The 18,312-nt window shown below is 73.3% G+C and carries 14 protein-coding genes and 1 pseudogene; 2 read left to right on the forward strand and 13 right to left on the reverse strand.

The genetic code is table 11. The annotated features are described in order from the left end of the window. Positions 1-1,720 (reverse strand): NB-ARC domain-containing protein (locus ACZ3IG_RS21330; RefSeq protein ID WP_467433959.1); only part of this gene is annotated, 1,720 nt, incomplete at its 3' end. Positions 1,721-3,056: 1,336 nt separating this feature from the next. Between ACZ3IG_RS21330 and ACZ3IG_RS21335 the strand changes: the two are divergent. After that, positions 3,057-3,245: pseudogene (locus ACZ3IG_RS21335) on the forward strand (IS110 family transposase); the annotation flags it as partial. On the opposite strand, the gene ACZ3IG_RS21340 reads toward ACZ3IG_RS21335, so the two are convergent. The 12 genes from ACZ3IG_RS21340 to ACZ3IG_RS21395 all read right to left on the reverse strand — a co-directional run bounded on the left by ACZ3IG_RS21340 (position 3,238) and on the right by ACZ3IG_RS21395 (position 16,570). Further along, positions 3,238-3,723: a hypothetical protein gene (locus ACZ3IG_RS21340; RefSeq protein WP_467433960.1), complete on the reverse strand. Its 486-nt coding sequence runs from the start codon at positions 3,721-3,723 to the stop codon at positions 3,238-3,240. The pseudogene ACZ3IG_RS21335 and the gene ACZ3IG_RS21340 sit on opposite strands and share 8 nt — an antisense overlap. 143 nt (positions 3,724-3,866) lie before the next feature. Beyond that, positions 3,867-5,660 carry an ABC transporter ATP-binding protein gene (locus tag ACZ3IG_RS21345; protein ID WP_467433961.1) on the reverse strand — a complete coding sequence of 598 codons (1,794 nt, stop codon included), beginning with the start codon at positions 5,658-5,660 and terminating at the stop codon, positions 3,867-3,869. Next, on the reverse strand, positions 5,657-7,396 hold the full coding sequence (locus ACZ3IG_RS21350) for an ABC transporter ATP-binding protein/permease (RefSeq protein WP_467433963.1): 1,740 nt from the start codon (positions 7,394-7,396) through the stop codon (positions 5,657-5,659). Before ACZ3IG_RS21350 ends, ACZ3IG_RS21345 begins: the two co-directional genes overlap by 4 nt. After that, entirely contained in the window at positions 7,393-8,526 is a 1,134-nt protein-coding gene (locus ACZ3IG_RS21355; RefSeq protein WP_467433964.1) for a SagB/ThcOx family dehydrogenase, read from the reverse strand. The genes ACZ3IG_RS21350 and ACZ3IG_RS21355 overlap by 4 nt, the downstream gene beginning before the upstream one ends. Positions 8,527-8,534: 8 nt before the next feature. Then, positions 8,535-9,914, reverse strand: a complete 1,380-nt coding sequence (locus ACZ3IG_RS21360; RefSeq protein WP_467433965.1) for a YcaO-like family protein — start codon at positions 9,912-9,914, stop codon at positions 8,535-8,537. Further along, the gene (locus ACZ3IG_RS21365; protein ID WP_467433966.1) at positions 9,911-11,392 is read right to left on the reverse strand and encodes a CocE/NonD family hydrolase; all 1,482 of its coding nucleotides are present in this window, start codon (positions 11,390-11,392) and stop codon (positions 9,911-9,913) included. Before ACZ3IG_RS21365 ends, ACZ3IG_RS21360 begins: the two co-directional genes overlap by 4 nt. Continuing rightward, the gene (locus tag ACZ3IG_RS21370; protein WP_467433967.1) at positions 11,389-12,243 is read right to left on the reverse strand and encodes a hypothetical protein; all 855 of its coding nucleotides are present in this window, start codon (positions 12,241-12,243) and stop codon (positions 11,389-11,391) included. Before ACZ3IG_RS21370 ends, ACZ3IG_RS21365 begins: the two co-directional genes overlap by 4 nt. 92 nt (positions 12,244-12,335) lie before the next feature. Next, positions 12,336-12,449 (reverse strand): streptamidine family RiPP, encoded by a 114-nt coding sequence (amiA, locus tag ACZ3IG_RS21375; protein ID WP_241270818.1) that lies wholly within the window; start codon positions 12,447-12,449, stop codon positions 12,336-12,338. Between the two features lie 56 nt (positions 12,450-12,505). Beyond that, positions 12,506-13,327: an ABC transporter ATP-binding protein gene (locus tag ACZ3IG_RS21380; RefSeq protein WP_467433968.1), complete on the reverse strand. Its 822-nt coding sequence runs from the start codon at positions 13,325-13,327 to the stop codon at positions 12,506-12,508. A gap of 20 nt (positions 13,328-13,347) precedes the next feature. Then, positions 13,348-14,316 carry a FecCD family ABC transporter permease gene (locus ACZ3IG_RS21385; protein ID WP_467434080.1) on the reverse strand — a complete coding sequence of 323 codons (969 nt, stop codon included), beginning with the start codon at positions 14,314-14,316 and terminating at the stop codon, positions 13,348-13,350. Between the two features lie 35 nt (positions 14,317-14,351). Then, positions 14,352-15,500 (reverse strand): FecCD family ABC transporter permease, encoded by a 1,149-nt coding sequence (locus ACZ3IG_RS21390; RefSeq protein ID WP_467433970.1) that lies wholly within the window; start codon positions 15,498-15,500, stop codon positions 14,352-14,354. Between the two features lie 92 nt (positions 15,501-15,592). Then, positions 15,593-16,570 carry an ABC transporter substrate-binding protein gene (locus ACZ3IG_RS21395; protein ID WP_467433971.1) on the reverse strand — a complete coding sequence of 326 codons (978 nt, stop codon included), beginning with the start codon at positions 16,568-16,570 and terminating at the stop codon, positions 15,593-15,595. 86 nt (positions 16,571-16,656) lie between these two features. Between ACZ3IG_RS21395 and ACZ3IG_RS21400 the strand changes: the two genes are divergently transcribed. Further along, a complete protein-coding gene (locus ACZ3IG_RS21400) occupies positions 16,657-17,856 on the forward strand; it encodes a hypothetical protein (RefSeq protein ID WP_467433972.1) in 1,200 nt (399 codons plus the stop codon). The last annotated feature ends 456 nt before the right edge of the window (positions 17,857-18,312 follow it).

Consider the following 18,312-nt stretch of genomic DNA (forward strand, 5'->3'; position numbering starts at 1 on the left):
GGGTGTCAGGGTCGTCGGGGCCCAGCACCCGCACCTGGTCGGCCAGCAGGTCGGTGAGGGCCCGCACCGCTCCGGCCGCGTCCCCCGCCTCCCCCCGGTAGGAGGCGAGTTTATACCGGGTGAGAAGGGTGCTGGGGCGGTCGGGGCCCAGCACCCGCACCTGGTCGGCCAGCAGGTCGGTGAGGGCCCGCACCGCTCCGGCCGCGTCCCCCGCCTCCCCCTGCCAGTGAGCAAGGTGGCTCCGGGCGATGAGTGTGTCGAGGTGGTCGGCGCCGAGGCGACTATGGGTGTTGCTGGCGAGGTTGCGGGAGTGGTCGACGGCGGCGGTGACCTGACCGCTTTTGCCGAGGCTTTCGCTAAGGCGGTACAGCACCGTGTGGGCGTCCGGCCGGTACAGGGCGTCTTCAGCGTGGCGGATCAGGGAAACGGCGTTGATGCGCAGGTCCTGGCTGAAGCCGGTGTCGCGTTCGATCTCGGGCCAGGCGGCGAGCAGGGCGTCGGCGGCGGTACGTGCGGCCTGGTCGTGCTGGTGGGAGGTGAGACTGTCGCGGGCGGCCCGCTGGATGAGCTGGTGTACCCGGACGGCCTGGCGGGGGCTGGCGGGTGAGTGGTCAACGAGGCTGAGCCGGTCCAGGGCCCTGAGAGCACCGAGGGTCTCCTCGAAGGAGACCGGTTTTGCGAGGCGCTGGCGTCTGCCGGGCCGCCACTTCGGTAGCCGCCCGCCTTTGCGGCTGGCTGTGGTGTGGTGTGCAGCGAGGTAGGCGCGGGCCGGTTCGCTGGTCAGGACGGACTGTGGGATGCCGTTGGCGTCGAGCAGGGCAGCCAGGTGAAGCATGGGCCGTGCCAAGCCGACGGGACGTAGTGTGTCGGCACGGTCGATGGACAGGGACCAGGCGGCGGCGAGGGCGGCGGCCTGCTCGTCGGGCAGGGTCTCGGGGGAAAGGTCGGCGAGAGCGATGGCGCGGTCGGCCAGCCGTTCTCGGTAGGCGGCCGCACTGTCACCGGAGTCGATGAGATAGGCGGCGGCCTGGGCCAGGGCCAGGGGTAGGTATCCGAGGTCACGGGCGAGGGCGGTGAGATGGTCGGCGGGCTCGGTGCGGCTGAGGGCTGTCAGGGATGCGGTGAGGTAGCCGTCGGATTCGGCGGGGGTGAACAGACCGACATCGATCCGGCGCCGTCCCTCCCCGAACAGGGCGGCGTCGCGGCGGCGGGTGGTGAGCAGTACCTGACCATGCGGGCTCGCGGGTGGCCACAGGCTGTAGTGACTGCCGGCATTCTCAGCGCGGACCACCAGATCGCTCGGATCGGCGACGTCGTCGAGGACAATCAGCCACCGGCACGGCGGCTGCCCGGGCTTGGGGGTCAGCCAGGCCAGAAACTGTTTCGCGGCCCGCTCAGGGTCGTCCGGGTCGGCTCGGCACAGTTCGACGCCGGCCTGTGCGTATCCGCTCACCACGGACGACTGGGCGCTCGCGGTGATCCAGACCAGGACATCCAGGCGGCCGTCGTCCCAGGCAGCCCGGGCATGGGCGGCGGCGAGCTGGGTCTTGCCGACCCCGCCCATCCCGGTGAGCACCTGGGACAGCATCGTGGTGCCCCCACCGGCGACTGTCGCCCGCAACCGGTCTGCCTCGGCGCGGTGCTGGAAGGACTGCGCTTCAGGCGGGATGACCCCGACCTGATGCGGCCATGGGGCCGGTTCCTGCAGTGCGCGCTGCACGGTCAAGTTCCCGCTGACCGCTATCGCCCCGGCCCCGATCGCGGTGGCGTCCCCAGTCCTGGAGACGTGGAGTGAGCTCAAGGAAGCGCGGCCGGTTCCCGGGGCTGGACCGCGGTGGCCGGTCACGGCCGTCTCATCACCACTGGCCTCCGCGTTGCCGGTGCCCGCCACGGTCACTGTCGGTTCGGGCTTCTCGTTTCGTTCCGTGCGGGAAGATGCTTTCGCCATGGATGCCCGGCCTAGCTCGTGTAGTCGATGCCGGAGACGGAGTTGGTGCCGCTCGCCTCTCCCGTCCGCTCAGCTGTCGCCGACCCACGTCCACGGCCGCCGGGCCGCCGGATTCCGGTGATGCCTCCGCGGCTGGCCACCCCGGTCCGGGTGGCTCTGTCCGTGGGCCCAGTAGAGGGCGGGCTTTGCAGTAAGGCCCACACCAGGGCGGCGATACCGACAGCGGCCTGGACCGTGGCCCCGGCCAGTTGTCCGGCACCGGGACCGTCCAAAAGCCAGACCAGCGGTGTCGACACAACTCCGACCGCCGCCAGCACAATGACCGTGATCTTCCATCCTCGCGACATAAGAGATTCTCCCTCGACCACACGCAGCCCGCCGCCGGAGTGCCTGACGGCCCCGACGACGGCTACCTCGTCCAGATCACCGGCTGACCACAACCACCGAGCGGGGTGAGCCAATGACGGCTCACCCCGCCCCCTCCACCGGCCAGAACTGCACCACGTACTGCTCCACCCCGTCGGGCACACCGTCCCTGCTCGCCGCGGCTGTTTCTTGACGCCCAGTACAGAAGATCCGGGCGTTCCACGTCGCCGGGGCGGACGGCAGTGAGATGTCCTCCAGACCGGGGGCCGCCCATCGACCACAGCCGCAGCGTCCCGGACCGGCACTCGATCCGAGCCGTCGCCGTTTTGTCCCACGGGCCCTCAAGAAGTTGAGGCTCGTGTTCCCAGATCTCCGCGGTGACCGCGACGTGCTGCGTGTGCCCCGCCGACGTCAAATCGATCCGCCCGGGCCGTTCCGTACCGAAGTCCCCGGCAGCGAAGCCTTCCGGGAACATCGCAGGAAGCCACGCGTCATCAGCGTCCTGAAGGCACAGCCCGTAATAGTCGACCAGAACCCTGACACGCTGGACACTCAACGGCTCCATGCCAGGGATGCTATCGAGAACCGCTGGCATGGGCTGACCTGCAGACAGCGCAGGGGCCCCGGACTGTTCGCCACCCGGGGTCCCTGCGCCATGTCTCCTCGCTGCTCGGGGTGAGCCCTGCCGGTGGTGAGTGGCCGGGACCGATGCCGATTGCGACGGGCCGCGGTTGCAGCATCCTTCTTCCTCTCCGCGTTCGCCGCCTTGGGCGACCCTGCCTCCCGGGCCTACTACGACAAGAAGATCGCTCAAGGCAAGCACCACACCCAGGCCCTGCTCTGCCTTGCCCGGCGCCGGGCCGACGTCCTGTTCGCGATGCTCCGCGACGGAACCTTCTACGAACCCCAGCCGTCGGCCACAGTCACCTGACCAGCGGGTCTGCGAGGACAACGACTCGATCGGCCTCGACATCGAAGCCGAGCACCGGATGGCCATCATCGCCCTCCGGGTCCATCAGCACCGGCTTGCCCAGCCGCCGCCCGATCTCCCGGAGGAACCCGCAGAACACATCAAGTCGATCCTGGCCCTGCAACTCCCGCAGATCGACGTCGAAGTCGACTTCATCATCGGCATGGAAACGGAAGATCGCCAGCACATCGGCAGCCGGCCAGACCCGGAGGTCCGGGCACTCGGCATCCGCCGGGCGGGACAGCACGGCCTCCGCCCGGGGCACCGGAAGCACTGTTCCTCCCTCGGAGTACTGGCACTTCCAGCCCTTCTCCGCGACAAGATCGAGGACCGCCTGCCAGTCCTCCACCGAGGCATCCGGGACGAGCACGTCCGGCAGCGACCCCATCAAGTCAGGGTCGAAGAAGCACTTCACGTCATCCCACAGCAGATCAGCCACCCCGCCATGCTGCCCCGGCTCACCGACCCGACGCACCCCCGTTTCCCTTGACCAAAGACATAGGGGCACCCCCCGTGCCGGCCGACCGCCGACGCGACGATCGGCCGGGAGCAGTCGTTTCCAGGTACGCCCGCCTCCAAGCGTCACTGGACCGGTTCCCGAGGCGACCTGCCGTGCTCGGAGAAGGTGGTGCCGCTGAGGATGCGGTTGAGCGCGCTGCCGGGGTTGCTTGTGAGGTCCTCCCAGGTTCCCTCTTCCGTGATGCGGCCCTCCTCCAAGACAGCGATGCGGTCGGCGCGGCGGATGGTGGCCGGGCGGTGGGCGATGAAGATCGTCGTGCGGCTCTCCTGCCGCAGCGCGGCGGCGAGTTCGGCGTCACCGGTGTTGTCCAGGTGAGCGGTGGACTCGTCGAGCACGAGGACACGCGGTTTGGCCAGCAGCGCACGGGCCAGGGCGACACGGGCCCGCTGACCGCCGGAGAGCGTGGCGCCCCGCTCGCCGACGAGGGTGTCCAGGGGGGCTATCCGGTCGACGCCGCACAGCCGCGCAGCTTCGGCCAGCGCCCGGTCATCGGCCTCGGGTGCGACGAGCCGCAGATTCTCGGCGAGGGTGCCGTGGAAGAGGGGAGCGTCCTGCCCCACCAAGACCAACGCCCCCCGCAGCTCCGCGTCGCTCACCTCCCTCACGTCCACGGGATCGCCATCGGCGGGCAGCAGCTGGACCTCACCGGCGGACGGGTCCCAGAAGCGGGCCAGCAGGTGGGCGCAGGTGGACTTGCCGGCGCCGGAGGCGCCGACGAGGGCGAGGGTCCGGCCGGGATGGACGGTGAGGTCGACGCCGTCCAGCACGGGGGTGCCGCCGTAGTCGAACCTCACTGAGTGCAACCGGATGCCCAGTGGTCCGGGAGGCAGGGGGCGGGGTGCGGCGGGCGGCGGTGCCAGGGCGGGGGCCTTGACGGCCGCGTCGACGCGGGCGGCGGCGGCGCGCAGGGCCACGGCCTGGCTCAGGGCGCGGGCCGACTCCGCGACCGGGCCGAGGACGGACAGGGCCAGCGCCATCGCGGCCGGGGCCCAGGCACCGTGCAGCCGTCCGGAGGTCACGGACTGCGCCGCCGCAGCAACCACGCCGAGGACCGCGATCACGATGAGGAGGTCACGGACGGCGGCGGCGATGGCCTCCCATGTGGCCTCGGCGCGCTGGGCGTCGCCCACCTGCCGCCCCCGCTCCGCCAGCTTGCGGCGGCGTCCGGCCAGAGCGCCGAAGGCAAGCAGTTCGCGCAGCCCGTCGACGGTCTCCACCGTGTCGGCCGACAGCGCGGCCACGGCCGTGCGGGTGCGGCCGCCGCGTTCCGTGCGCGCGCGGGCGTCGGCGAAGGGCGCCACGGTGAGCAGGGCCGCGACCGGCAGGACGGCCACCAGCAGCCACGGCTCCACCAGGGCCAGAAGTACCGATCCGCCGGTGAAGACCGTTCCTGCCGCGAGCAGTTGGGCGGTGGTGTGGGCGTAGAAGAACTCCAACGCCTCCACGTCGGCCATGGCGGTGGCGGCGAGGTCGCCGCTGCGGCGGCCCGCGACCCGGGCGGGCGCGCTGCGGGCCAGTCCGTCGAAAACGCGGACCCGCAGTGCGGCCAGGACCCGGTAGGCGAGGTCGTGGGAGAGGTCCATCTCCCGCCAGGTCATCAGGGCGCGGGTCACGGCAAGGGCGACGAGCGCGGTGACGGTGCCGGCCGTGGGGGCGCGTCCTTCGATGACGGCGGTGCCCACGGTGTGCGCGGCCAGGGTCACCAGCGCGACGAGGGAGCCCTGCTCGAGGAGCGCGGCGGCACAGGTGCGGGCGGTCATGGCGCGGTGCCCGGCGAGGGCGGGCAGCAGGGCGCGCAGCGCGCCCCGCGCGGGGACGTCCGCCCCGGTGGCGGCGGGACCGGTGACGGTGCTCATGCGGCGAGTTCCCCTCGATGGGCGCGGCCGGCCTCGACGAGCCGGGTGTAGACGCCGCCGGCCTCGAACAGGCCGGTGTGGTCGCCGACGGCGTCCACCCGTCCCGCGTCGAGGACGACGATCTGGTCGGCTTGCCGGACGGCCGCGAGCCGGTGGGCGACCACCAGGACGGTCCGCCCGCCGACCGCCTTCAGCAGCTCCCGGACGATGTCCGCCTCGCGTCGCTCGTCGACCGCGCTGGTGGCCTCGTCGAGAACGAGGACCGGAGCGTCGGACAGCAGGGCCCGGGCGAGGGCGAGCCGCTGTCGCTGGCCGCCGGACAGCGTGGCGCCCCGTTCGCCGAGGACGGTGGCGTAGCCGTCCGGGAGGGCGGCGATCTCGTCGTGGATCCCGGCGGCGCGCGCCGCCCGGGTGAGCTCGTCGTCCGTGGCGCCGGGCCGGGCCAGGCGCAGGTTGTCGGCGATGGTGGCGTGGAACAGGTACGTCTCCTGCGAGACCACGGCGATGCCCTGCCGCAGCGAGTCGAGCGCGCACGCGGTCGTGGGGCGGCCGTCGAGGGTGATCCGTCCTTCCTGGGGGTCGTGGTGGCGCAGGAGCAGGGCCAGTAGGGTCGACTTGCCCGCGCCGGACGGCCCGACTATCGCGGTGGTCCGTCCCGCTCGCGCGGTGAAGGAGACGCCGTCCAGGGCGGGCGCGGGAGCACCGTCGTAAGTGAACCGGACCTCGTGAAAACGGAGTTCGGGCGGGGTGTGCCCGTGCGCGGGCGCCGTTGCGGTGTCGGGGACTGCCGGCTCGGCCGTGCGCAGGGCCGCCAGCCCGTCGGCGGCCGACACCCCCAGGTACCCGGCGTGCCACTCCCGGGCGAGGTCGCGGACCGGGCGGAAGCACTCGGAGGCCAGCAGCAGCACCAGATAGGTACCGGTCGCAGTGGTGGATCCGGTGACGGCCGACCAGCATGCCAGGAGCGCGGCGGCGGCGGTGCCGCCCTGGATGGCGAGGTCGGTGATGCCGGTGTCGACCAGGGACACGCGCAGTTTGGCGACGGTCGCGCGGTGCAGGGCCGCGGACCGCTCCTCCAGGCGAGCCCGGGTGCGGCCGACCGCGCCGGCGGCGCGCAGGGCGGGCATGCCCTGGAGAGCCTCCAGGTAGTCGGCGCCCAGCCCTTCGTAGGTGTCCCAGTGTTCCTTTCCTCGGGCGGCGAGGAGCCGGTCCCAGGCGCGCGGCCCCAGCAGGGCCAGGAGCAGGGCGGGGACGAGGCCGAGGAGGGCCCGGGGTTCGACCACGGCCAGGACGGCCAGGACCAAGGGCGGTACCGCGAGGGTCACCAAGAGCTGGGGCAGATAGCGGGAGACGTAGGCATCGACGCCCTCCACCCCCTCGACCAGGGTGGTGCGGACGGCTCCCGCCCGCGCTGTGGTCAGGTACGCGGGCCCCAGCCGGCCCAGGTGGGCGAGGAGTTCGTCGCGCAGTGCCACCCTGACCCGGGACCCGGCGCGGGTGGCGGTGCGCCGCTGCCACAGGGCGAGCCCGGCGCGGGCGGCGACGACGGCGAGCACCGCGGCCAGCAGCCACGGGAGTCGGCCGGTGTCACCGCCGGCCAGGCCGGCGAGCGCGAGGGCCAGCAGCGCGGCCTGCGCCAGGTGCGTGAGGGTGACGGCTCCCTGCAGGATGGTGGCCGCGAGCAGGGGGTGCCGCGCGCGTCGTGCGGCGCGGCGCAGCTCGGGGTGGACGATCACGTGGAGTTCTCCTCGTCGGCGTGGCGGGTGCCGAGGGCCAGGGCGTGCACGACCCAGTCACGGCCCGGCGCGGCGCCGAGGGCGGCGCCAAAATCCGCCTGCTGCCAGGAGCCGACGGGCCGGGCCGCCAGCCCGTGGCGCAGGGCTGTGACATGGGCCAGGTGGACGGCGAAACCGGCTCGCAGGTGGGCGCGGCGGATGTGCGCGGCGTCTGCGTCCGTGGGGCAGCCGTGGGCGAGCAGTACGGCGCCGGCGTCCGCGAGCCACGCCTGGCCCGCCGCCCAGGCCGCGAGCGTCGGACGGGCCTCACCGGACGCGTAGCGCCGCAGGGTCGTGCCCTCGGGGGCCAGTTCCATGAGTCCGGGCCGGGGCGGGCCGACCGCGGCGCTCCAGCGCAGCAGGCCCCCGTTCCCGGCTCGTTCGGCGGTGGCCAGAACTGCCCGCAGTGCATCGCGGGGTGGGAGGCCCGGCAGCGGTGGCGGGGTACTGCGGCGCGCCAGCAGGTCGGCCGGGGTGGGCGGGTCCTCAGTCCCTGCGGGGCGCTTCGGGCACCGCCCGTCGGGCGGTGGGATGCGTACGACGGCCAGGGGGTTCTCGGTGCGTCCGTCCAGCCGTACGTCGGATCCGCCCGTGCCCAGGACGCGGGCCGCCAGGAGCAGCGCCGCGGCGGCGTGCCCGGTGTCCAGCAACAGCAGGGGCCAGGCCCGGTGGCCGTAGTGGGACACCGTGCGTTGTGCGGTGACGGTGAGTGCGGCGGTCACCCCTGGTGGCGTGCCGTCGACGGGCGGGCCGACGTGGTGGACGCGGTGGCGCAGCGGGTCGTAGCCGTAGCGGCCGGGCGGCAGGGAGCAGCCGGTGCCCACGACCAGTTCGGTGTCCACCGGGTGCAGCGCACCGGCGGAGGGGGTGGGCCTGAGGCGTCCGGAGGTGTCGGAGGCCGCCAGCGACAGACGCAACAAGGCCCGCAGGTCGAGGTCCGCGGGGCCGGCCTCCGGGAGCGGGCGCGGCGGGCCCGCCCAGGCCCGGACGGGTGCTCCGGCGGGCGTGTCGGGGCCGGGGAGCTCCGGGGAGCGGGCGCGGGCGAGGGCGGTGGCGAGGTCCACCGGGCGGTCCTCGCGGGAATGTTCCACGACGGTCCTCACATGTGTGGCGGAGGCGCCAGCGTGAAGGTTTCCGGCTCGCTGGGCGCGGTCGTGCGCCATCCGCGCGCGGTCGCGGCTTCGGCAAAGCGCGGGCATCCGAAGTAGCCGAAGGCGGCGGGCGCGTTGGGCAGCAGTCCGGAGACGAGGACACGGGCGACGCGCAGCGCGGTCTCCGCCACGTCCTCGGTGGTGAGGTCGAAGGTCATGACACGGTGACCGCCCCCGCGCAGCGTGCTCTCCAGCCGCTCCCGGCTGCCAGGCTCGACCTCTGCCACGGATACCGTCCCGAGCGCGGGCTCGGTGAACCTCCGGGCCTCGACCGCCATCCGCTCGTCCAGCCACACCTGCACGTGCGCTCCCAGGTCCCGCACATGCTCGAACTGCTCGCCGCACACGTCGAGGTAACGGCCGTCGGCCCGGTACTCCAGGTACAGCCCACGGGCGAGCAGCCCGGCCTCGACGGCCTGGAACACCCAGCCGTCGGGATCGGTCAGGCCCTGGGTGAAGACCCAGGTGTGGACGGCTTCCAGGACGGCCTTGCGGGCGGCTTCGGCCGGGTCGTACTTACAGGCGAAGCCGGCGGCGTACAGGCCGAGGCGCGGGTCATGGACGAGCGCGGCCATGCAGGGGGCGAACTCCGAAGGCATCTCGACGAGGTGGACGTCGAGGGCGGAGCCGGCGAGGTCGTCGGCGAGACCGGGCACGCTCGCCGGGTCGATGCCCCGGGCCGGGCCGTCCAGGTGCCACCACAGTTCCAGGGCGTCGCGTTCGACGATCTCCAACAGGCCGCGTTCGATCGCGTCGTCAAGGCCCTGTCCGGTGGCGATCCCGGCGTAGTTGAGGTGGTGGGTTCGGGGCAGTTCGCGCAGGTCACCTTGGCGCCAGTTGAGATGGGTGAGCGAGACGGGCGCCCAGACCTCGGCGGCGGTCCCGCCGGGCAGTCGCTCCGTTCCCCGTGTCCACAGCGCTGGGGTGTCGGCGGTGAGCGGGCGGTAGGGGAACTTCGCGCGGGCGTACTGCCAGGGTGCGTAGGCGGGCAGATCGGCCGGGCCGTACAAGCGCAGACCCTTGTCCGCCAGTTCGGCGGCGGTGGCGCGCAGGGGTGCGTCCGGGTGGCCGGGCGGCGGAACGCGGTTGCCGCAGTAGCGCTCCATCCCCTCGGCTATCGCGGCGACGCGGGCCTGCTCGGGGTCGCCGAAGGTGGTGCCGAGGGAGACCCGGTCGGCGGGCCACAGGCCGTGTCTGCGGGCGTCGGACACCTCGGCCGTGAGCGCGGTGTAGCGGGGCGGGGCGCCCGCGGGGTGCTCGACGGGCTTGACCTTGCGGACGATTCCGCAGACGGGGTCGACGAGCGCTTCCAGCGGCAGAGCCGTCATCGCAGGATCTCCTCGGCGGGGTCGGTGGGGGCGGGACGGGACGGGAGGACGGGCAGGTTCAGCACCACGCTGTCCGGGTCGACCTCCCGCCGGGAGGCGAGCAGCCGTGCGGCCGTCATCGGGTCGCCCCCGGTGTGGGGGTTGCGGGCGTGGGCCGGGAAGTGGTGTCCGGCGATCTCCAGGCGCAGCCGGGTACCGGCCCGGAGCCGGCGTGCGAGCCGGCCGAGACCGACGGTGAACGCCGCTTCCCGGCCGGCCGGTTCGGCACGCCGGACGATGCCGACGGCGAGCCGCTCGGCGGTCCCGTCCGGTGGGAGCGCGACGAGCCTGACGGCCCAGTCGGCGGACGGTGTGTGGGCGATGGCCCGCAGCCGCACACTGACGGGGCCGACGAGGTCCAGCGGACGCGGCGACGGCGGTGTGACCAGCAGGCAGCGGTCGGGCGGGCCGTCGGCGGGGACGGTCAGGTCGTCGGAGCGAACGGGCCGGGCGGGGTCGGCGGTGAAGGCGGAGCCGTGCAGCAGGCGCGTGCGGTGGGCACGCGGTTCTCCCTCGGCGTCGGCGGGCAGCCATAGGCCGGCGCAGCCGAGCGCCAGTGCTCCGTGGTGGCCGGGGGCGAGGTCGCCGGTCAGGGCGCGGCGGGCCCAGCGCACGTAAAGCTCGCCGAGGTTCAGCCGGTGGGCGGGTTTCGCGTCCGGTCCCGGAGCAGCGGTCAGCGGGTGCCCCCAGGGGCCGAGCAGCAGACGCGCCGAGGATCCGCCCCAGGCGCGCCACAGCGCGACGGTCTCCTCGGTGAAGTGGTCGTGGTGGCCGCCCACCGCGAACAGGGGCGGCCCGGCGTGCGCGGCCCGCGCCACGAGGTGCCCGCGGCCGGGTCGGCGCCACAGCCCCGGCCAGGAGGGCAGGGCGCGGCCCAGCCGCTCGGGCAGGGCGGTCAGCGGCAGGTGCGTGAGCAGGCCGGGGTCCTCGGCGAGGGCCTTGTTCAGCGCGCTTTCGTCGGAGTCGCGCCGGTCGCCGTGGGCGGCCCACCATCCGGCGCGGGCCAGCAGCCGTTCCACGCCGGATGCCTCACGGGCCGTCTCCGCCAGGCCGAGGGCGGGCACGGCCGCGATGACGGCATCCGGCCGGGCGTCCCCGGGCGCGTCGAGGGCGAGGACGAGGGCGCAGTGGGCGGCGTAGGAGGCGCCGGCGGCCACCAGCCGCCCGTCGCTCCACGGCTGGCGCCGGATCCAGCGGGCGGCCGCCGTTCCGTCCGCGGTCTCGTGCGCGTACGGGTGCCACTGCCCCGGCGACGCGAACCGCCCCCGCACGTCCTGGACGACGGCGGCGAACCCGCGGCGGGCCCAGCCGCGCGCCTCGGCCTCGTGCCGGGTCCGGTCGTAGGGGGTGCGGATCAGGACGGTCGGGAAGGGGCCGTCACCGGCTGGGAGCAGGACGTCGGTGGCGAGTTCCTCCACGGCCGTGCTGAACGCCGTCATCCGTCCTTCTTCGGCATCGGCGCGACGTCGGGCACCGGCAGCACGGGGTGCTCGGTGACGGTCAGCGTGCGCAGGTCCACCCGTCGCAGTCGGCGCCGGGCCGGGAGGCCGACCGCGTCGGGAGCGCCGGTGGCCCACCGGCCGAGATCGTCCGCGAGCAGCGCCGCGAGCAGCGTGGCGGCGGGCGCGGCGACCGGGACCGGCGCGCCGGAGGTACGCGGTCCGCTCCAGTACGCGGCCAGCTCGCGGTGAGCGGGCGTGGCGGCGAGCCGGCGGGACCGGACGTGCGCCGAGGTGACGTCCCCGGGAGCGGCGGCCACCGGCTCGACGTACGCCTGCCAGCCCTCGCGGTGGCAGCGCAGCCACGCGACACCGTGCTCCGGCAGCCGGTCGGCGGCGTCCCACAAGCCGTCCGGCACGGGCCCGTCGAGGCACCACACGACCGCGGAGGGGTTTCCGTCGAGCAGGTCCTCGATGCCCACCGGCGAGCTGCCGGAGGCGGTCACGGCCGGAGTCGTGCGGGGCCGCGCGCCCAGGGCGGCCAGTTGTACGGCGAGCGGTTCGGTCAGGACCGGGTCGCCGAGGATTGTGACGTCCTGGCGAGCGGCGGGCCACTTCGGGCCCAGCGGCCCTTCCGTCAGATAGCCGGCTTCTTCGAATGCCCGGATCACGCGATCCGTCCCCTCGTCCACCGGGGCTGTGGTCTCCCCGGTGAGCAGGGAGAGCAAGGCGTCCTCGTCGACGTCTCCCGTCCTGACACTGAAGAACTCCCCCGTAGGAGTGCGGACGGCAAGCCCCCGCCCGGGCACGGTGACGACCTCGACACCGGGGACGAGTCGGCTACGGGACACGGTGTTCCTCCTGTCGGCGGGAGCGGCTACGGGCGTGGGCCCGCCCGGAAGGCATCGGGCGGGCCCACGGTCGAGGGTGGCTAGGCCCTCACTTACTCCTCGGTGTCCTCGAAGGGGTTCTCGACGAGCGCGTTGGAGTGAGAGGCCGAGTCGTGAGCCAGCTGACCCGGGTCGGCGATCGGCGCGAAGACCTGCTCGTTGTCCATGAACTCTCCTTCATCAGCAGGGAGATACGGCGTTCGGATGAGCGCCGCGACCCAACCTAATGAATCTGATTTTCATATTCCAGAGCTGCGATGGGGTGATCTGGGTAACACACAGGCCACCCCCCTTCCGGATCCTCACCGACCCGGCCTGCCACCTGCAGCACCTCCGCCAACAACCCCGGCGTGACCACCTGCTTCGGCGCTCCGTCGGCCACCACACGGCCTTCCCGCAGGGCGACGATCCGCTCGGCGAAGCGGGCCGCGTGAGCCAGGTCGTGCAGCACCATCACCACCGTGAGCCCGCGTTCCTCCCGCAGACGCACCACGGTCTGCAGTACGTCGAGCTGGTGGTGCAGATCCAGGTACGTGGTCGGCTCGTCGAGCAGCAGGACCCGGGTGTCCTGAGCGAGTGCCATCGCGAGCCGGACGCGTTGCCGCTCGCCGCCGGACAACGCGTCGACGTCACGGTCGGCCCAGTCCTCCACCCCGACGTCACGCAGCGCCCGGCGCACGACGGGGTCGTCGCCCTCGCGCAGCATGCCCAGCGGGCCACGTGCCGCATACCGCCCCTGACGGACCAGGTGGCGCACCGTCATGCCCGGCACGGCCGGGGCCGACTGGTGCAGCAAGGCAACCCTCCGGGCCGTGGCGCGTCTTGTAAGCCGCGCGATGTCGTCCTCGCCGAGCAGCACGCGCCCTTCGTCGGGCTGCAGCAGCCCGGCGGCCAGCCGCAGCAGGGTCGACTTGCCGCAGCCGTTCAGGCCGATCAGGGCGGTCAGTTCGCCCGGCCGGACGGTCAGGTCGACGCCCCGCAGCACGGGCCGTCCGGGGTAGCCGAAGTGGACCCCCTCGACGTGGATCCCCACGGACTCGATCATGCTCTGTCCTCAATTCGACGTCAGAACGTACGGCTCGGCGTGCGGCGCACGACCAGCAGTAGCAGCGCGGCACCGAGGCAGGCGGTGAGCGCCCCCACCGGCAGCGTGAGCCGTCCGGAGTCCAGCGCCGTCGCCAGCAGCCGCGAGGACAACTGGGCCGCCGCGTCAGCCCCGCACACCACAACCGCGCCTGTCAGGGCGGCGCCGGGAAGGCTCCGGCGCAGGTCCGCACCGAAGACGGCCACGGCCAGATGCGGAACGAGCAACCCGATGAAACCCAGCGCGCCGACGGCGGCCACGGCGCCGGCGGTCAGGGCCACCGCGCACAGCAGGGCCAGGGTCCGGGCCCGGCGAGCGGAGAGGCCGGCGGCGAGGGCGATGTCGTCCCCGCAGCGCAGCAGGGTCAACGGCCCCGCCAGCAGCCAGGCGGCAACCCCCCAGACGAGCGCCCACGGCCACAGCAGGTGCCAGTGCTGCCACACCCGGCCCTCCGTGGTGCCCACCAGCCACTGCACGACGCTGCCGAGCTCACCCGGCTCGACGAGCAGCACCATGGCGGTGAGCCCGCCGAGCACCGCCGACACCAGCACCCCGTGCACGGCGGTCTGGGCGGGATCACCGCGACCGCGGCCGGCGAGCAGCCACAGCAGCGCCGCTCCGGCGCACCCGCCCGCGCACGCGGCGAGGACCACGGCCAGGGGCGAATCCCACCCGGCGAGCCCCAGGGCGGTCGCGGTCACGGCGCCGAGGACCGCCCCCGGGGTCACGCCCGTCACCTCCGGCCCGGCCAGGGGATTGCGCAGGGCGGACTGCAGGACCAGCCCTGCCACGGCCAGACAGGCGCCCGCGCCGAGGGCCACCAGCAGCCTCGGCAGACGCAGTTGGAACACGATGTGGCGCTCCGTCGCGTCACCGCCACCGTTGAGGACGTCCCAGACCGCCCCCGGTGACATGCCGCGCCCGGCCACCACCTCCACCGCGGCGCACATGAGGGCCAGTGCCGCGAGGGCCGTGAATCGCCGGGTCACCGCACATCCTCCGTTCTGATCGTCCCGAGAGGCGGCGAGGTCGGTTCGTCGGGCCCGGGTCCGCCCCGGTGAGCGTGAGGCGGTGCCCCGGCAGGAGGTACTTCGTCCGCCACGCCCGAAGCCGCCTTCCGCGGCCCGGACAGCTGCTCGCGCACCCCGGCCGAAGCGGCCGGCCCGCGCCGGGCCGCCGCCCGGCGACGGCCACCCGACCGCATCAGCGCGACGCCGGCCGGCACCCCCAGCAGGGCCGTCCACGCACCGGCAGGCGTCTCCACGGGTGCCAACGCCAGCCGGGCCGGGACATCGGCGACCACCACGACGACAGCGCCCCAGGCCGCGGACCAGGGGAGCCAGCGCACCGCTCCCGCCGCGGGATCGAACCAGCGGCTCAGGTGCGGGGCGAGGAAACCCACCCAGGCGACGGGCCCGCACACGGCCGTCACCGGAGCGATCAGCACCACGGCGATGGCCAGCGCTGCCAGCCGGGCGCGCTGAGCTCGGACACCGAGCGCCTCCGCGTCCTCGTCGCCCAGCCGCAGCACGGACAGCACCGGCGCGCACAGCACGAGTGCGGGCACCGCGACGAGCAGCCACGGCCACAGGCCCGTCACGTCGTCCCACGTCCGGGCGGAGAGGGAACCGAGCAGGTAGCGGTAGATCAGCTGGAGGTCCAACTGGTCGGCCATGACCATCAGCACGAGCAGCGCGGCCTGCAACGCGGCCGCCACCGCCGCGCCGGTCAGCAGTACGGCGGACGGACTGCGGCCGATCCCGGCGACAAGCAACGTGAGCCCGCCACCCAGGGCTGCCCCGCCGATGGCCAGCAGAGGCTGGACGGCGGCGGGCAGCGAGAAGGCCAGCACCAGCGGCGCGGCCACCCCCAGCGCGGCCCCGGACGACACACCCAGCATCTCCGGCACCGCCAGCGGATTGCGCAGCGCCTCCTGGAGCACCAGCCCGGCCGCCCCCAGACAGGCTCCGGCGACCAGCGCCAGCAGCAGCCGGGGCACGCGGAGTTCACTCACGACGATCCCGGCGAGGGTCGTGTCCCCCTCGAGCACGGCGGCGACCAGTCGGTGTGGGGGGACGTAGGGGGTGCCGAGGCTGAGCGCGCAGACCGAGGAGACGGCCAGCAACACGACCACCAGAAGCGGTTGCCACCTCCGTGCACCGCGTGACGGCCGCTTTCCGCCCGCCGCGGCGCGATCGGCTACGGCGGGCACTGGAAGAGACGTCCTCACCGCAGCGCGGCCGTGGCCTCGTCGAGCACGATGCCCAGTGAACGGGTGCCGCGCCCCTTGGCCCAGACCTCTGAGTTCACCTCGTGGACGTCACCGTTCTTCACCGCCGGAATCTTGCCCCAGAGCGGGTTCCCGGCAAGCTTCTCGGACAGTTCGCCGTCCGCGTCGCCGAAGCTCAGCGTCTCGACGAACAGCACGTCGACGTCCTTGGCGAGGATTTCCTCGAGGCTGTAACTGCCCTCCACGCCGCGGGACTTCCACGGGTAGTCGGCGATCTTGGGGAACAGGCTGGCGGCCACGTCACCCTCGGGCGTCGCGACGCCGAAGTTCTCGTCACTGCCGTAGATGATGAGCGCGGTCTTGTCGCTCGGGGTCTTCTCGGCCTCGGCGAGCTTCACCCGGAAGGTCCTCTCCGCCTTCTCCCCCTGCGCGGTGCGGCCGGTGAGCGCGGCGGTGTCGCGCAGGTAGCCCACGCTGTCCTGCCACGTCTCGGGCTGCATGGCCCAGAACGTGGTCGCTCCCTTCAGCGCCGGGGCGAGCTTGCCGTGGGTGTCCCCGAGGCCGATCACGAGATCGGGCTTGTGGGAGAGGATCGCCTCCACCTCCGGGGCGATGAAGCCGCCGGGGATGATGTCCACCTCCTTGGCCTTCTCCTCCCCGAGGAAGTCCGGGTGGGCGAGCACCGCGCTGTTGGTGGCCGTCGGGACGATGCCCAGTTCGGTCAGGATGTCGTCGCACAGTGCGAACAGGCAGACGATCCGCTCGGGCTCCTTCTGCAAGGAGATCCTGACGCCGTTGACGTCGGTCAACTCCGTTGACGCCTTGATGGGTTCGACGGTCACCTCCGTCTTCGCCGCGGGCTTGGCCTTGTCGTTCGCGGACTCTTCGGAGGACGAGCCGCAGCCGACCAGGAGCGAACCCACCGCCGCTGCGGTGAGCCAACTACGAACGAATCTCGACGGTGAGCGCAGCATCGATGCCCTCGCTTCTTTTTCAGGTACCGGGAACGCACCGAAGATACATGATAATCGTTTTCACCAGACCGGTTTCTGGAGGACTCATGCCTGCTGCCACACCCGTCCTGCTCGTCTCCGACCATGTGGCCGGAGCCGTACACCTGCTGACCGTGCCCGACGGTGCCGTCATAGGACGTCTCGCCGGCCGTCACCTTTCGGAGCACGCCGGGTTCCTGGCGCTGCCGGGTGGGCGGGTGGCCTGCGTCGACGACCGCCGCGGGGAACTGCTGGTGCTCAACCCCTACGCCGAGGAACTCGTGGAACGCGCGATTCCGGTCGCCGTGCCGGCCGAGCACCTCGCCTGCGACCCGTCCGGCCGCCTGCTGGCCGTCACCACCGGCCTCGGCAAGAACAGCGAACCGTGGTCGGACCTGCTGACGGTCCTCGACCTGGCCACCGGGGATGCCGCACGGGTGCGGACCCGCGTCGGCGAACCGGGCGTAACCGTGCTGGGTGAGACCGACCCTCTGGTCGTACTGCGGCACCGCGAGCCCGGTGCGCTGGCCGTCCACCGGTTCGCGGACCTCCTCGCGGCTCCGCCTGGCTGTCCCCCGGTCACGCCTCACGCGCTCCTGCCGCTGCCGGACGACGGACACGGGGACGCACAGGCACCCGGCTCGGAGCAGGTGTTCGCGGCCACGAGCCAGGGAGTGCACCGGGCCCGCAGACAGGGCGACATCCTCGTTGCCGAGGCGGTCATTCCGTGGGGATCGCCCGCCCGGGGCTGGTACCTCCGGCTCGACACCCGGCGTCAGGCACTGTGGACCACGCTGCGTGGCGGTGACCCGGACCCGCTGCGCTGGCCGGAGTGGACCAACCAGGCATGGCACCACGAGCTAGGGACCGGCCGGACGCTGCTCACGGACCTCGGTCCCGGGCTCGTCTTCCGGCTGGCCCTCGCCCGGCGCCACACCGCCTTCACCCGTGTCCATCCCGACGGCGACGAGCTGATCCTGCTCGACGCCGACGGCGCCGCCCGCCGCTTCCCCCTGCCCGGTATGGACAGTGCTCCACGTCGCGGCGGCACCCCCTGGGAGGGCGTCCAACGTCGCGCGGTGGCCGCCTCACCGGCCTCCGACTGGATCGCCGTCACCCGGGGCGGCCACGGCGAGGTGCACATCCTCGACGCGGAGACCGGCCACGAGGCGGCGCGTCCGCGGCTGAGCACACCGCTGCATCACGGCGGCCACCTGACACTACGCGCCCGGAACGACGGTGCCGACGGTGATCCCGTGGGTCGGTGACGGGACGTGTGGGCCGACGCGTTCCGCACGTCCCCGACAGCCGTCCGCCCTCCCCACGAGCGACACCGGGCACCCCGCCACGTGTGCGTCCGTACGCAGCACTCTTCCGTCGTGGCCGAGGACCGGGTCCGGTCCCGCGGCGGGCAAACCCCCAGCCCTCGCCCACCTCGCCCCCTGATCGGACCGCTCAACTCCACCTCTGCCGTTGTGTAACGGGGACCCAGGCCGCCGGGTCCCTGGTGGAAACAGCGGAACGGCCGAAGTTGGCGACGCCGGTGCTCGTGGGACCCTACGGCAGCGGCGAGTCGCCCCTGCTCGGCGTGCTCGCCGACGTTATCCGTCCGACATCCGGTGGTCTCCACCGCATCGGGGATCAGCCGCCCCCGCCCAGTTGCCCGGCGGGGACATCGTCAGTCATGGCTGCGATCGCATATTCAGCCTCCCCGAGACAGCGCT

The organism is Streptomyces sp. NPDC016677, from assembly GCF_055562815.1.